The sequence below is a fragment of the Xanthobacter sp. ZOL 2024 genome (assembly GCF_052932325.1).
On sequence record NZ_CM128808.1, the window covers coordinates 99607 to 115843 of the forward strand.

The window sequence follows — 16237 nt, forward strand, 5'->3', positions numbered from 1 at the left end:
ATTAGACCCGGCTGTAGCGATAGTGACCTTTGATGGTCGACGCGAGGAATGTCCCCTTCGATTCGGCCTGATCGAAGGCCTGCGCAATCTGCGGCGGCACATCGTAATAATGATAGCGGGTGCTGTTGAGAAACTCGACCTCGAGCAGCAGCTGTTTTTCATCGTAGCGGATTGCGGCGATGTTTGACGAGGTGAAGGGGGCGAATTCTTGCCAGGCCATATGTGTTATTCCTTCTTGATCGGTGTGGGGACCGGGTTCTGCTGGAGCCAGGTCTCGACAAAATATTGATAGTCCGTGGCGATGTGCATTTTCAGGTTCCAACCGCCTGGCGTCATCGAATCCTCGGGCGCGGCTTCGTCACAGATCAGCGGATCCTGACTGTCGGGGCGACGATCGCGAGGCGGCGCTTGGATCATTGTCCGCATCGGAAGCCTCACCGCTTCGCCGAGAATGATAGCCTCGCCGGTGCGCAGCACTGGCAACATGCTGGTCAAACCTTCAAGGTTGTCGGAGAGCGCGCTGGTCACATGTGAGCGATCGGTGGCGTTGCTCAGGCGCATCGCAAAGAAGGTTCCGCATTGTGACAGGATCGTGGGATTGATCTCGGCCGGGCGCTGGCTGACGATCATCGCGCCGATCCCATATTTGCGCCCTTCCTTGACGATGCGCTGGGTCGCGATTGAGGCGGCGCTGCTGCCATTGTCGCCAAGATAGCTGTGCGCTTCCTCCATCACGACCAACAGCGGGCGTTCGCGTCCACCCTCCGAGAGGTTCCGCGCCCAGAAGAGACCATCGTACAGGACGCGCAAGATGCTGCCGATGATATCGTTCGTGACCGTCGAGGGAATGCCTGACAGGTCGAGGATCGTGACCGGTTTGTCACTGCCGAGCCATTGACCGACGAGGTCGGCGAGCGTCTTGGTCGTCGTGCCGTCGAGCTCGGGATGCCAATCGCCGGCCTTCAGCAGGAAGTCGTAGCGCGCGACGCGAAGCCGGGCGCCGAGCGCCTCAAGTGGCCCGCGGATGTTGAGGACGTCCGGAAGCCAATTGATCTTCTCCGGATCAGAGGCGACATTCTTGACCTTGCGAAAGCGCGGTGGGACCCCGGCCTGCGCATCCCCCACGATCTTCGCGCCCATAGGATCGCCTTCGTAGGCCCAAGTCGCCTGATCTGATGGGTTTGCGCCACCGGCGCTGAGATAGGTTCCGAACTCCCGGCAATAGAGGTCATGCCAGAGTTTGTTGAGCGAGAAAGGCACCGGGCTATCGGCGGTGATGTTGGCTGAATCGACACCGGCGACCGGCTGCGCCGTTAGGGTTGCGATCTTGGCCTCGAGTATCTGCTCGAGGATGATGTTGCGTGCTTTTCCATCGGGCGGGAGGCTTCCAAACGTCACCCGAATGAGCTCATCGAAGCTAAGCGCCCAGAAAGGGATGCACAGCCGATGCTCATTGGCGTTGCGGGCATTCGGGCTGATCTTGAAGATATTCGCTCGGTCGCCGAGTGCCTTGCCATATTCGCCGTGGAGATCGAGCACGACGATCCGCGCCGACGGGAAGCGCCTTTCATCCGACAGGACGTTCAACAGCCCAGCGACTGTCGTCGACTTGCCTGAGCCGGTCGTCCCAACGACCGCGCTGTGGCGCGTCACGAGTTTGTTGACGTCGACAAGTGCGTCAATCGACTCGCTGCCTGCAACATGACCGACCCGGACCAGATGGTTCTGCTTGCCCGACCGCCCATAGATCGCCTGGAGATCTGCCTCAGAGACGAGATGGACCTCGTCCTCGAAGGTCGGATATTGCGAGATGCCGCGCTGGAACCGGCCTGTCCTGTAGCCTTCGCCGATCAGTTGAACTGTCATCCAGCGCAGCCCGTTGGGCATCGAAAGCGCGGCCTTCTCGGGAACCGCACTGGCGCCTACCTGCGACACGATCCCATAGAGGTCGACATAGCCGATCGGAATTTTAACAAAGCTACCGATCTGGCCGATTTTATGGCCCTGACCGTGGACAAAGCTCAGGCCCGAGAAGCGGTCCGACGTCAAGGTGACGCTGACCGACGTGCCGCTGACGTCTTGGACAGTGCCGATAACTGTTGCCCGGCTGGCTACATCAGGCTGGATCATCGCTCATCCCGTCGCCGGAGAGACCACGCAACAGCGCGCCGAGCGCAGCAAAGTCGCCTAGCCGCACGGTGACCTTGTCGCCATCTTTCACGAGGATGCTGGGCGGCAGTACAAGGTCATCCGCGCCGTCGCCTGTCCAGTCACCCGGTGTGCGGCCAATGATAGCCTTGTCGAAACCCAACAGGCTCAGATTCGGGGTCGCTAGCGCACACTGGCGCGCTAGCTTGTAGCTATCTGTCTCTAGGTCACCATAAACAAAGGCAAAAACATGCGCGGTCGGGTTCGCCTCGAGACTACGGCGTATGACGTCGTTGATATGCTCGTCTGCGAAGGAATAGCCACAGATGAAGAGCAGCGACGACGGCGCGAGCATGAAGGCCTTAAGTCGATCGAGCATCGCGAGATAGGGCATCTTGCGGCTCTGGTCATATTTGAGATGCGACGGATAGATTAGATAGCTCTGCTTATCGGTCTTCTCATCGGTTCGAACGACGACCGTCTCATTCTCCAGGCGCCAGTTGAGCGAGCCATGGATTTTCCACAGCCGGGCCCACCGCGGCGGCAGCAAGCCCTCGTCCTCAACGGCGCCGAGGTCGAAGAAAGCCTTCCGGGCACCGATGAAGCCGTCGAAATAGGGCGCCGAGCTTTCCTCGAGAGCTTGCTCCATCAGCAGGTCGTAATTGGTCGTAAAGAAATGGACGGGCCGCTCACGACGGATCGAGCGACTCCAGATTGCAAGATTGTGATAAGGGCTGTCCTTTTTCGGAAGCGTACGAGTGACCTCCTTGGAGATCACCTTACAGACCTCGGAATCGAGCACTTCGAGCTCTGCTGCCGTGAGGCCTCGCACATTTCCGATGCCGGCGACGCTCGCGAATACGCGGATGCGGCTGAGGATCAGTTCAATATTGCCGCTGTTGCCGCCATCCTCCTTCACGATCTGAACGATCTTGTCCCAGCTCTTGGGGTTCGCGGGGTCCCCGCTGGACAGGGTCTTGGCAATCACCTTCGTCAGTCCAGCCACGTCCCATATCAGCGGGTCGGTGACAGTCTTCCCATCCTCCTCGCGCTCATTGACACGGATCGACAGCGGGCAGCCCGCGCCGAGGAAGAAGCCGATCGGTTTACGGTTCTGCGACAGCGCCTGCTGAATGAAGCTGATCTGTCGAACCGGATCATGTTTATGCATCTCACCCCCTAACCAGAATTCCCTCCCTGGTCCGGAATCATTGGTCCATAATCTTCTACCCGAACAGGCTGGACAAGTCGCGGCCCCGGAGAGTTACGATGAGCAAATGACTGCTTTGGGGCGCAAAGCGGACGTGGCAGCAAGGGGCAGCTATGGGTCATCTTTGCCCTTGCAAACAGGGCTACTCCCTTCGGCCCGATCGTTAGGGTTCGACAAATCCTGAAGTACAATCCCGTTGGAAGCGGAGAGGGGAGCCCCTGCTGCGGGTGCTGTGCCTGTCATTCAGAGCGGCGGGATAGCGCCCTCCTTTGCACGACGCATCCGTCACAGAGAGCGTTCAGATTAGCAACCAGGGAGCGAGAAGTGGAGGCGAGAGCTGGGCGGCGGGATGAAAGACGGAAGCTCCCGGTGCTTGTAAGGAAGACCTGATCACCGCAGCGAGGCATAGGGGGCTACCGACCTCGTGGCACGCCAGAGGCCGAGGGAGCCAGGGGCGCCAAGCCGAGCGTCTCATACACTGTCGAATTTTGGAGAAGACGGGATTCGTATGCAGTAAGGGCCGCTTTACAACCCTGCCAAGGCGGCCAATCAGCTTTCAGCGCGGGGACAAAAACGGGCGCCCCCACCCAACCGTCAAGACAACTATTAGTTGAAATGGTGCACCCGACACGATTCGAACGTGTGGCCTCCGCCTTCGGAGGGCGGCGCTCTATCCAGCTGAGCTACGGGTGCCTGCTGCTTACGCAGTGCTTACTCGGATTTCCTGCGAAAGTTAAGCTCCACGAGCCAACCCTCACAAGCCATTGAATTCAAAAACTCTTTTCTTCACACTTTGCGCATCGGCTGGCTTGACACGCGCCTTCGGAGGGCGGCGCTCTATCCAGCTGAGCTACGGGTGCGTTGGCGCAGGGCCAGCAGGTGCCTTCTTAGTCCATGCGCTCGCGTCGGGCAACAGGGCTGGAGAGGTTTCACACATTCCCGTCAACCCGGACCGGCGCCACGCCGGCACACCCCTCCCCCGCTACGCCGAAAGTGATGCGGTGTTCGTCTTGCCAAGGCGCCTCCGGCGCGGTCCCATGGGGTCCGGGTGGATGCGGTGCCGCCCGTCCTGCCAGCGCCGCCACCGGCACCAGAGGCGACGAGATGAGTGCGAACACCTCCTTTTTCGGCGACCTGCTCACCTCCATCGCGGAGCGTGGCCGCGCGCTGCTGGAGCGCTCCGGGCGCAATGGCGGGGCGCCGCGCGCCGCATCCCTGGTGGAGCGCTGCGAGGAATTGCTCTCCGGCAAGGGCGAGGCCTCGGGCGTCGCGCTCGCCACCGAGATCCTCGAGCGCTACGGCCGCATGAAGACCGGCGAGCGCATCGCGTTCTTCGAGGCCTTGGCCGAGACCTTCGGCGTCGACCGGCCGCGGCTGGAAGCCGCCATCGATGCCTTCCAGCGCACCGGGTCGGAGGCCGCCTGCGCCAGCCTCCATGCCGCCTCCGAGCCGCGCCGCCAGGAACTGGTGCGCCGCCTCAACATGGCCCCCGGCGCCACGCTGAAACTGGTGCGCATGCGCGAGGCGCTCATGGATGCCCTGGTGCATCGCCGTGACCTTGCCGCCGTCGACCGCGACTTCGGCCACCTGTTCTCTTCCTGGTTCAACCGGGGCTTTCTCGTGCTGCGCCGCATCGACTGGTCCACCCCCGCCAACGTGCTGGAAAAGATCATCCGCTACGAGGCGGTGCACGAAATCCGCGACTGGGATGACCTGCGCGCCCGGGTCGACAGCCCGGACCGCCATTGCTACGCCTTCTTCCACCCGGCCCTGGTGGACGAGCCGCTGATCTTCGTGGAAGTGGCCCTGGTGAAGGACAGCCCCGACGCCATCGCCCCCATTCTCGACCAGAAACGCGCGGTGCTCGATCCGGCAAAAGCCACCACCGCGGTGTTCTATTCCATCTCCAACTGCCAGCGGGGCCTCGCCGGCGTTTCCTTCGGCAACTTCCTCATCAAGCAGGTGGTGGAGGAGATCTCCCGCGAGATGCCCTGGCTCACCACCTTCGTCACCCTCTCCCCGGCCCCGGGCTTCCGCGCCTGGCTGGAGACGGAACGGCGGGCGCCCAATATGCTCTCCCCCGCTGATGTGGAGCTTCTGAAGGGGCTCGACGCGCCCGACTGGACCAAGAGCGAGGAGACCCGCGCCACCCTGGCGCCGGTGCTGAGCGCGGCGGCGGCGGCCTATTACCTCACCGCCAAGACCCCCAAGGGCAAGCCGCTGGATCCGGTGGCGCGCTTTCACCTGGGCAACGGGGCGCGGCTGGAGCGCATCAATCCCATGGGCGATCTCTCCCCCAAGGGCCTCAGCCAGGCCGCCGGGCTGATGGTGAACTATCGCTACGTGCTGGCCGATATCGAGAAGAACCACGAGGCCTTCGCCGCCAAGGGCGACGTGGTCGCCAGCGCCCCCGTCAAGAAGCTCCTGCGCCAAGACATCCTGCGTCAAGACATCCTGCGCCAAGAGGGGGCCCCGCGCGCCCTCGTCACCAGCGCCGACACGGCGGACGACGGCCTCACCGCTCGACGGGAATGACGTCGACGCCAACCGCGAGGATATGCTCGCCCGAAGCGATGATGACCCCATCCACCGGGGCCACGTCGGCATAATCGCGGCCCACCGCGAGGATGATGTGGTCGTCGCCGGCGGGAATGGCATTGGTGGGATCAAGGCCGATCCAGCCCACCTCCCGGCCGCACCACAGCTCCACCCAAGCATGGGTGGCGTCGGCCCCCTCCAGGCGCTGCTGGCCTTCCGGCGGCACCGTGCGCAGATAACCGGAGACGTAGCGGGCCGGCAGGCCGAGGCCGCGCAAACCGCAGATCATCACCTGCGCGAAATCCTGACATACCCCGCGCCGCGCCGCGAACGCCTCGTGCGGCGGCGTCGTCACCAGGGTGGAACCGGGCTCGTAGACGAAATCATCCTTGATGCGATGCATCAACTCCAGGCCCGCCTCCAGGATCGGCCGATCGGCGGGAAAGCTCGTCTGTGTCCATTCGGTGATGGCCGCATCGAGGGGAATCGCCCGGCTGGGAAACAGCCCGTGCACCGGCGAGCGCGGCCCCACGTCGAACTCGGTCTGGCCGGCGGCGCGCACCGAATCCACGCTCTCGGTGGCCGCCGGCTCGGGCAGTGGCGTTGCCATTACCTCCACGCGGCTGCGGGTGGAAATTTCCAGATAATCGTGGGGCTGCTCCAGGGTCAGCCAGGTCAGCCCATTACCGAAGAAATCGCTTCCATGCTCGATTTCCGCCGCTTCCGGCGACAGATCGAGCATATGGGCGATCACATGCTGGTGGCCGAGCCGATCCACCGGCGTCATGCGCAGCACCTGGCGGGCGACGCGCACCGGCACCGTATAGGAATAGGTGGTGGTTTGGCGGATGTCGTAGAGCATGCCGCCTCACATGGCCAAGGTCATGGTCATCTCGGGCACGTGCCCCTGCAGGAAGTAGTGGGCGGCGACCTCGTCCGAGAGTTGCATCAGAATGTGCTCCATCTCATCGAACCAGGCGGGCTCGAAGCTTTCCGCAGTGGCCGAGGCCAGTTCCGCCTGCATGCGCGCAGCGAGGCGTTCCCAGAGTGGCGGCGGCGCATCGTGATCACGCCCGGGCAGCACCCGCAGATGGGCGGCGATGCGCTCCACCTGAAACGCCACGGAACGCGGATTGTCGGGATCGAGCAGCACCAGATCGAGCACCGGCCCCCGCGCCTCGATCATCACATAGCGGCTGCGATAGGTGATCTGGCTATCGGCCACCTGCAGCAGGGCGCTCAACGAGCCGGGCACCCCGTGTTCGCCGAAGGTGCGCGCAAACCGCAGGGTGCTGATGGCCCGCTCGGTGCGGCGCCCCAGCTCCAGGAAGCGCCAGCCGGTGAGGCGGTTCATGTTCTCGCTGGCAAGGCCGGAGAAGGCGGCGATGATCCGCAGGGCCGCGTCGGCGCGCTCGTGGGCTTCCGCTTCGGAAACGGCGGAAGACGCCGGCGCCAGCACGCAGGTTTCGAGATCCACCAGCGCCTTCCAGGCATCGGGGGAGAACCGATCCCGGATGACCGAGGCAGCGGCGCGCGCTGCCAGCACCAGCTGCGGCAGGGCCCCGGGCACATCGCGCCGGGTGAGCACCGCCACCGCGTATCGCGCCGGCGTAGCGCGTGCGAGATCCCGCGGCATGGCGCCCCAGGCGCCCAGCAGGCCCAACAGCCGTGACACCAGCGGGCTGGTGCCGCTGTCGCCGGTTTCCGCCAGCCGGCCCACCAGCACCCGGGATAGGCGCAAGGTGGCCTCGGCCCGTTCCACATAACGACCCAGCCAGAACAGGTTGTCCGCCGCCCGGCTGGGCAGCGCGCCCGACGAGCGTCGCACCTTCACATGCTCGGGGCTCGGCAGCAGGGTGGCATCGGACACCTCGCCCCCGGTCATCACCCACACATCGGCGGAGCGATCCCCCTTCTGCAGGGAGATGGCCCGAGCATCGGGCGTGGAGGAGATGCGGCAGAAGCCGCCCGGCATCACCTCCCACCCCTTGTCGGTGGCGGTGAGGAACACCCGCAGCATGAACGGGCGCGGGGTGAGCCGCTCGCCGGTCCACACGGGCGTGGTGGACAGGCGGGCGATGTCCTGGCCCACCAGATCCACACCCCGGCGGGCCAGCAGGGTGGAGAGCCGACGGCGCTCGGCCGGCCCGAGATCGGCGCCGAGCACCGAGCCGCCCCGGGGGAGTTCGGGCACCCGCCGGCCGAACGCCGAGCCGATCACCAGCTCATCCAAGTGCTCCATCACCTGGGCGCGCTCGGCATCCTGGCCGCACCACCAGGTGCCCACATGCGGCAGCGCCAGCGGCGCCCCCAGGATGCGGGTGGCGATGCGCGGCAGGAAGGCCAGCAGCGCCGGGGCCTCGACAAGGCCGCTGCCGAGCGCGTTGGCGAGCGCCAGCCCACCCTGCCGCAGGGCCTGCACCAGGCCCGGCACACCAAGCCGCGAACCGGAGTTCAGCTCAAGAGGATCGGCAAAATCGGCATCGAGCCGGCGCAGCAGCACGTCGATGCGCTTCAGCCCCGCCACCGTGCGCACATGTACCGCATCGCCCCGCACGGTGAGGTCTTCGCCCTCCACCAGCAGGAAGCCGAGATAGCGGGCCAGCAGGGCATGCTCGAAATAGGTCTCGTTCATGGGACCGGGGGTGAGCATGCCGATGCGGGCCTCGCCGCTGCGATCCAGCTTCTTGAGCGAGGTGCGCAGCGCCTGGAAGAAGCTCGCCACCCGCTGCATGTGCAGCGCGCGCGACACATCCGGCAGGGCGCGGGTCATGGCCAGCCGGTTCTCCAGCGCGTAGCCGGAACCGGACGGGGCCTGGGTGCGGTCTGCCAGCACCCACCAGCGGCCATCGGGGCCGCGCCCCACATCGGCCGCATAGAGCCTCAGATAGCGCCCGCCCACCGGCTTCACGCCCACCAGCGGCCGCAGGAACTCGGGGCTACCGGCCACCGCCGCCGCCGGCAGATCGCCGCCGCTGACGAGCCGGGCGGGACCATAGAGATCCTGAAGAACCGTCTCCAAAAGCTCGGCGCGCTGGATCAGTCCGGCGGACAGTACATCCCAATCACGCTGCTCCAGCAGCAGGGGAATGTGGCTGAGCGACCAGGGCCGCTCGCCGCCGCCAGCATCGTCATAGACCCGATAAAAGACGCCGGAATCCCGCAAATAGCGGTCGGCGGAGGAAAAGCGCCGCCCCAGTTCCTCCGGGCCGAACTCCGCCAGGGTGGCGAGGAAGCTCACCCAATGGGGCCGCGGACGCCCCTCGGCGTCCATCATCTCGTCGCGCACACCGGGCAAGGTCCGATAGCCGCCGAGCAAGCTCTCGGCCGCAGCTCGTTCAAATGCTTCGCTGCGCTGTTCCGCCCCGGACACGAATAACCCTTTCAGCCCCGCCATCCACCGACCGGGCCCGTGATTATGGCAGACACACCCCTGGGTGCACCACCCGCCAACGGCCGCCATCCCCGGCTGGGTGCTGCCAGATCGGATTGAAAATGCCCCCTTGGCGGCGCCAAACCCCCGCGCGCGCGCCGTCCCGCCCCCGGCGCCCCGGGAGCGAATGCGGAGCGCTGGGCGCGAGCGCCCTGCCCTGCCGCAGCAGGACAGTCCTGATCAGACGCCGATGGGTCGGCGCAGATCGAGGGTGGTGGGGAACTCGTCCGGCGCCGTTTCCGCCGGCACGTGGGTCACCCCCGGCGTGTGGCCGTAATCCTGGAAGCGGGCGAGGCGGCGGGCCTCCGCTTCATAGGAATTGACCGGGAAGGTGTCGTAGTTCCGGCCACCGGGATGGGACACATAATAGACGCAGCCGCCACGGGACCGCTGGCTCCAGGTGTCGACAATGTCGAACGTCAGCGGCGTGTGCACAGGAATGGTGGGATGCAGGCCCGACCAGGGCTGCCACGCCTTGTAGCGCACGCCGGCGACGAAGGTGCCATTGCGACCGGTGGGCGCCAGCGGAATGCGGCGGCCGTTGCAGGTGAGCACGTGGCGGGCGGGATTGAAGCCCTCCACCTTCACCTGCAGACGCTCCACCGAGGAGTCCACATAGCGGGCGGTGCCGCCGACGACCCCCTCCTCGCCGAGCACGTTCCAGCACTCCAGCGCCTGGCGCACCTCCAGATCCACGCCCGCCCGCTGCACCTTGCCATAGGCCGGGAAGCGGAACTCGTACTGTGCCTTGAACCACTCGGGATCGAAGACGTAGCCGGCGTCACCCAGATCATCGAGCACGTCGAGGAAGTCGGCCCACACATAATGGGGCATCATGAAGCGGTCGTTGAGGATGGTGCCCCAGCGCGCGCAATCGCCGGACACGGGCGCCCGCCACAGCCGGGCGATGAGCGCCCGCAGCAGCAGTTGCTGGGCGAGGCTCATGCGCCAGTCCGGCGGCATCTCGAAGCAGCGGAACTCCACCAGGCCCAGCCGGCCGGTAGGGCCATCCGGCGAATAGAGCTTGTCGATGGAGATCTCGGTGCGGTGGGTGTTGCCGGTCACATCCACCAACAGGTTGCGCAGCAAGCGGTCCACCAGCCACGGCGGCGGCGGCAGCTCGCCCCCCGGCGCCGGGATCTTGGAGAGGGCGATCTCCAGTTCATACAGGCTATCGTGGCGCGCCTCGTCAATGCGCGGATGCTGCGAGGTCGGGCCGATGAACAGGCCGGAGAACATGTAGGACAGCGAGGGGTGGCGCTGCCAATAGAGCAGCAGGCTCTTCAGCAGGTCCGGCCGGCGCAGGAACGGGCTGTCAGCGGGGGTGGATCCGCCCACCACCACGTGGTTACCACCGCCCGTGCCGGTGTGGCGGCCATCCACCATGAACTTCTCAGTGCCCAGGCGGGCCAGCCGCGCCTCCTCATAGAGGATGCGGGTGATGTTGACGCAGCCTTCCCAGCTGTTGGAGGGGTGAACGTTCACCTCCAGCACGCCCGGATCGGGCGCCAGCCGGATCAGGTTCAGCCGATAATCGAACGGCGGCGGATAACCCTCAAGGTGCAGCGGCATCTCGAGCTCGATGGCCACCTGCTCGACGGCGGCGATGAGATCCACATAGTCTTCCAGCACTTCCACCGGTGGCAGGAACACGCACAGGCGGCCGCCGCGGGGTTCCACGCACAAAGCGGTGCGGGTATCGGCGGTGCCGATCTGCTGGTCATGCTTGAGCAGATATTCGCGCACCAGGGTCTGCGCCCGCTCGCCCACCCCATAGGCCTCGGTGCGCGGGGCCACACTGTAGCGCTCGCGACCGTCAACGCCGGTGCCGCGATAGCGGGCCGCCAGCGTCTCCGCATCCGGCAGCGGGCCGCGCGGCTCGAACGGGTCCGTCGGCACCATGTGCGGATAGCGCGTGGGGGCGAGATACTGCAGCGATTCCAAGGGCAGGCGATAACCCATCGGGCTTTCGCCGGGAATCAGGAACAGGTAGTCGCGGCGGAACGTCCAGGCCTCCGAGCACCAGCGCGAGCCCTCCGGCGCCCACACCCGCCGCAGCGGCAGCACCGCGCCCGTGGGGGTGCCGAGGCCCTGGTTGAAGGTGCGCGCCAACATGCGGCGGTGCACCTCATCGGCCAGGCGCTCGTCGCCCGGCGCGAGGTTCTCGGGAAGGCTCTGCTCCTTCCACATATAATAGATATTGTCCTCGAACGCCGGCTGCACGAACTGGGCCCCGACGCCCAGCTTCTCTGCCACGGCCTTGCAGAAGTGCTCCGCATCGGCAGCGGTGGCGCCGTAATCCTTGGTCTCGTCGGCGATCAGGTCCAGCCGCCGCCACATGGGCTGGCCGTCCTTGCGCCAGAACAGGTCGAACGACCAGCGCGGCAGGGTTTCGCCGGGATACCACTTGCCCTGGCCGTAGTGCAGCACGCCATCGGTGGAGAAGCGCTCGCGCAGGCGGCGGATCAGATCGTCGGCGCGCACCCGCTTCTGCGGACCGAGCGCCTCGGTATTCCATTCCGGCGCCTGGTAGTCGTCGATGGAGACGAAGGTGGGCTCGCCGCCCATGGTCAGGCGCACGTCACCAGCGGCGAGGTCCTGGTCGACCTTCTGGCCGAGGGCGTCGAGGGCGGCCCAGGTCTCGTCCGAGAAGGGGTAGGTGACGCGGGGCGCCTCGGCGACGCGGGCGACCGCCATCTCGAAGCCGAACTCCACCTCGGCCTTCTCGTTGAGATAGCCGGTGATGGGCGCCGCGGACCGATAATGGGGGGTCGCCGCCAGCGGAATGTGGCCCTCCCCACACAGCAGGCCGGAGGTGGGATCAAGGCCGATCCAACCGGCGCCGGGGACGTAAACCTCGCACCAGGCATGGAGATCGCAGAAATCCACGTCGGTGCCGGAGGGGCCGTCGAGGGACTTCACGTCGGGTTTCAGCTGGATCAGGTAGCCGGAAACGAACCGGGCGGCGAGGCCCAGGTGGCGCAGGATCTGCACCAGAAGCCAGCCGGTGTCGCGGCAGGAGCCGAGCTTCTTGGAGAGGGTCTCGTCGGGGGTCTGCACCCCCGGCTCCATGCGGATCACATAGCCGATCTCGCCCTGGAGGCGCTGGTTGAGCTCGACGAGGAAGTCGACGATGCGCCGCTTCTCCGTCGGAATGGAGGCGACGAAGGCGTCGAACAGGGCGCCCTCGGTCTCAAGCTCCAGATAAGGCGCGAGCTCGGCCTTCAGCTCAGGAGCGTAGGTGAAGGGGAAGTGCTCGGCATATTCCTCGACGAAGAAGTCGAACGGATTGATGACGTCGAGCTTGGCGAGCAGGTCCACCTCGACTTTGAACTCGGTGACCCGCTCGGGGAACACGATGCGGGCGAGCCAGTTGCCGAACGGGTCCTGCTGCCAGTTGATGAAATGTTCGGCTGGCGAAATCTTGAGCGCATAGGCCGGAATCTCCGTCCGGCTGTGCGGCGCCGGGCGCAGGCGGATGGTCTGCGCGCCGAGCGACACCGGCCGCTCGTAAGTATAGCGCGTGACGTGATGCAGGCTCGCGAGGATCGACATTCAAAGACACCTGGTCCGGCGGGCATCAAGCCCTTGGGTGAACGGAACAAGGTTAGACAAGGCTGTGCCGGGGCGAAAGCGCGACTTTATGGCGGCATCTGCCATAAAAACAGGCAGATGCCGATGAGGTGCGCAACTCCCGAGACCCATTCTCAGGCAGATGCGGGTTCCGCGGGCGGCGGCTCTTGTGGCGGCTGCTGCGGCGCCACTTTCTTTTTCTTGCCCCGTTCCTCGAACCGCTGCAGCACCGTGAAGAAGGACGGCACGAACAACACCGCAAGGCAGGTGGACGCCAGCATGCCCGAGACCACGGCGATGCCGATGGACTTGCGCGAGTTGGCGCCGGCGCCGGTGGCGAACACCAGCGGCAGCACGCCCAGGATGAAGGCGAAGGAGGTCATCAGGATGGGGCGGAACCGGAGCCGCGCCGCCTCCACCGCGGCATCCATGATCTCCATGCCCTCCGCCCGTTTTTCGCGGGCGTATTCGACGATCAGGATGGCGTTCTTGGCCGCGAGCGCGATCAGAAGCACCAGGCCGATCTGGGTATAGAGATTGTTGGAGACCCCGAGCCCCAGCAGCGCCCCCACGGTGCCGAGCAGCGCCAGCGGCACCGCCAGGATCACCGACATGGGCTGGATCCAGCTTTCGTACTGGCCGGCGAGCACGAAATAGACCAGCAGGATGGCGAGCCCGAACACGTAATAGATCTGGCTGCCCACCGCCGCTTCCTGGAACGACATGGCGGTCCATTCAAAGCCGGTGCCCGGCGGCAGGGTGGCGGCGGCGATCTGCGCCATCAGATCCATGGCCTGGCCGGAGGAGAAGCCGGCGGCGTTGGAACCGACGATGGTGGCGGTCGGGTAGAGGTTATAGAGCGAGATCAGCGGCGGGCCCTGCATGGTCCGCACAGTCACCATGGAGCCGAGCGGCACCATGTTGCCCTGGGGCGTGCGCACCTTCAGCGCCATGAGGTCGTCCGGGGTCACGCGGCTGCGCGAATCCGCCTGGATATAGACCTGGAAGGTGTTGCCGAACCGGGTGATCTGATTGACGTAGGTGGAGCCGAGATAGGACGAGATGGTCTCGAACACCTGCCCCACGGTCACCCCGAGGGTCTCGGCCATGGTGCGGTTGACCTCCACCTCCAGCTGCGGCGCGCCGATGCGGAAGGAGGTGGCCACGTGCTGCAGGGCCGACTGGGCCTGGGCCTTCTCCACCAGCGAGGTGGTGATCTGCTCCAGGAGGCGATAGTCGAAATTGCCGTTGCGCAGCTGTGGCTGCATGGTGAAGCCGGCAGCGTTGCCGATACCCTGAATGGCCGGCGGCACCAGGATCAGCACCTGCGCTTCCTGCACCGGCGCGACCGCCTTGTTGAGGTTCTCGTAGAGCGACAACAGATCCTCGCCCTTGACCTTGCCGGAATAGCGCTCGTCCCACGGCGTCAGGGTCACGTAGATGACGCCGGCATTGGCGAGGGTGGAGGAATTGTCCATCACCGAGATGCCGGAGATGGCGAGGGCGGTCTGCACCCCGGGCACCTTGCGCACCCGCTCGGACACCTCGTTCATCACCACCTTGGTGCGGTTCATGTTGGCGCCGTCGGGCAGCTGCACCGCCACCAGGAAGTAGCCCTGGTCCTCGATGGGCAGGAACGAGGTAGGCACGCGGGTGATGCCATAGCCGGCGACGCCGATCAGCGCGAAGGCGATCAGCACCATGACGTGGGAATGGTGCACCATGCGGCCGATGAGGCCGGCATACCAGTGCTCGGCCTTGCCATAGATGGCGTTGAAGCCGCGGAAGATGACGTTGCGCTGCTCCGGCGGCACCGGCTTGCGCAGCCACAGGGCGCACTGGGTGGGCTTCAGCGTGGCGGCGTTGATGGCCGAGATGAAGGCGGTGGCGGCGATGACCAGCGCGAACTGCTTGAACATCTGCCCCGACAGGCCCGGAATGAACGAGGCCGGCAGGAACACGCTCATGAGGACCAGGGTGATGCCCACCACCGGCCCGAACAACTCGTCCATGGCCTTTTCGGCGGCGGGCTGGCCCTCCATGCCCTCTTCGATATGCCGCGCCACGCCTTCGACAATGACGATGGCGTCATCCACCACGATGCCGATGGCCAGAATGATGGCGAACAAGGTCGAGATGTTGATGGTGAAGCCCATGGCGTCCATGGCGGCGAAGGCGCCGATGATGGTCACCGGCACCGTGGTGGCCGGAACCAGCGTCGCCCGCCAGTCCTGAAGGAACATCAGGATCACCACCAGCACCAGCAGCGCCGCCTCATAAAGGGTCTTGTAGACCTCGTTGATGGAGGCGGAGACGAACCACGTGGTGTTGAATGGAATGGAATATTCCAACCCCTCGGGGAAGTTCTTCTTCAGCTCCTCCATCTTCGCGGCAATGCGGTTCGACACATCGAGCGCATTGGCGGCGGGAAGGAGGAAGATGCCAACGCCGGCCGCGGGCTTGCCGTCCTGGGTAAAGTCGCGCGAGTAGCTCTGCGCGCCCAGTTCCACCCGGGCGATGTCGCGGATGCGGACGATGCGACCGCCATCCTGATTGTCCACCTTGACGATGATGTTCTCGTATTCGGCGGCATCGTTGAGCCGGCCCTTCACGTTCACCGTATATTGGAAGGCCGCGCTGGAGGGGGCCGGCGGAATGCCCAGCTGGCCGGGGGTCACCAGCTGGCTCTGCTTCTGGATGGCGTTGCCCACGTCGCTGGGGGTGAGGCCGAACGCCTGCATCTTGGCCGGGTCCATCCAGACGCGTAGCGCATAGGTGCCGGTACCGAAGATGGCGACGTTGCCGACACCCTCCACGCGGGCCAGCTCGTTCTGGATGTTGATGATGCCGTAATTGTTCAGATACAGGCCGTCATACCGGCCATCGGGCGAGGTGAGGGTCACGAACTCCAGGATGGAGGTGCCCTTCTGCAGAATGGTCACGCCCTGGGTCTGCACCGCCGTCGGCAGCGAGGCGAGCGCGATGTTCACCCGGTTCTGCACCAGCACCTGGGCCATGTTTGGATCGGTGCCGATGGCGAAGGTCACCACCAGCGTATAGGTGCCGTCCGAGGCCGCCCAGGACTGCATGTAGATCATGCCCTCGACGCCGTTCACCTGCTGCTCGATGGGCAGCGCCACCGTATCGACGATGGTCTTGGCCGAGGCGCCCGGATAGCTGGTGCTCACCGACACCGTGGGCGGCACGATGTTGGGATATTGCGCCACCGGCAGGCGGATGAGCGACACAAGGCCGATCAGCACGAAGACCAGGGCCAGCACGTTCGAGAGGACCGGCCGCTCGATGAAAAAGCGCGAAATCATGGGCGCTGGTTC

General features: G+C 65.4%; 8 protein-coding genes and 1 tRNA gene. 1 reads left to right on the forward strand and 8 read right to left on the reverse strand.

What is annotated here, in order from left to right; translation table 11 throughout:
* Position 1 precedes the first annotated feature (1 nt).
* From ACU4E7_RS00485 to ACU4E7_RS00500, 4 genes are all read right to left on the reverse strand, one after another.
* Positions 2-220, reverse strand: coding sequence for a KTSC domain-containing protein (locus ACU4E7_RS00485; RefSeq protein ID WP_238123795.1), 219 nt, complete (start codon positions 218-220; stop codon positions 2-4).
* A gap of 5 nt (positions 221-225) precedes the next feature.
* Positions 226-2130, reverse strand: coding sequence for an ATP-binding protein (locus ACU4E7_RS00490; protein WP_238123794.1), 1905 nt, complete (start codon positions 2128-2130; stop codon positions 226-228).
* Positions 2117-3319 carry an SIR2 family NAD-dependent protein deacylase gene (locus ACU4E7_RS00495; protein WP_238123793.1) on the reverse strand — a complete coding sequence of 401 codons (1203 nt, stop codon included), beginning with the start codon at positions 3317-3319 and terminating at the stop codon, positions 2117-2119. The genes ACU4E7_RS00490 and ACU4E7_RS00495 overlap by 14 nt, the downstream gene beginning before the upstream one ends.
* Positions 3320-3974: 655 nt before the next feature.
* A tRNA-Arg gene (locus tag ACU4E7_RS00500) sits at positions 3975-4051 on the reverse strand.
* Between the two features lie 411 nt (positions 4052-4462).
* On the opposite strand from ACU4E7_RS00500, the gene ACU4E7_RS00505 reads away from it, so the two are divergent.
* Complete coding sequence (locus ACU4E7_RS00505) at positions 4463-5893, forward strand: malonyl-CoA decarboxylase (protein ID WP_447020240.1); 1431 nt, start codon at positions 4463-4465, stop codon at positions 5891-5893.
* On the opposite strand, the gene ACU4E7_RS00510 is transcribed toward ACU4E7_RS00505, so the two are convergent.
* The 4 genes from ACU4E7_RS00510 to ACU4E7_RS00525 all read right to left on the reverse strand — a co-directional run bounded on the left by ACU4E7_RS00510 (position 5874) and on the right by ACU4E7_RS00525 (position 16225).
* Positions 5874-6758, reverse strand: a complete 885-nt coding sequence (locus ACU4E7_RS00510; protein ID WP_447020241.1) for a transglutaminase family protein — start codon at positions 6756-6758, stop codon at positions 5874-5876. The two genes, ACU4E7_RS00505 and ACU4E7_RS00510, sit on opposite strands and share 20 nt — an antisense overlap.
* 6 nt (positions 6759-6764) lie before the next feature.
* Positions 6765-9293: a circularly permuted type 2 ATP-grasp protein gene (locus tag ACU4E7_RS00515; protein WP_447020242.1), complete on the reverse strand. Its 2529-nt coding sequence runs from the start codon at positions 9291-9293 to the stop codon at positions 6765-6767.
* 216 nt (positions 9294-9509) lie between these two features.
* Positions 9510-12884 (reverse strand): transglutaminase family protein, encoded by a 3375-nt coding sequence (locus tag ACU4E7_RS00520; protein ID WP_238120878.1) that lies wholly within the window; start codon positions 12882-12884, stop codon positions 9510-9512.
* Between the two features lie 152 nt (positions 12885-13036).
* Positions 13037-16225: an efflux RND transporter permease subunit gene (locus ACU4E7_RS00525; protein ID WP_447020243.1), complete on the reverse strand. Its 3189-nt coding sequence runs from the start codon at positions 16223-16225 to the stop codon at positions 13037-13039.
* Positions 16226-16237 lie beyond the last annotated feature (12 nt).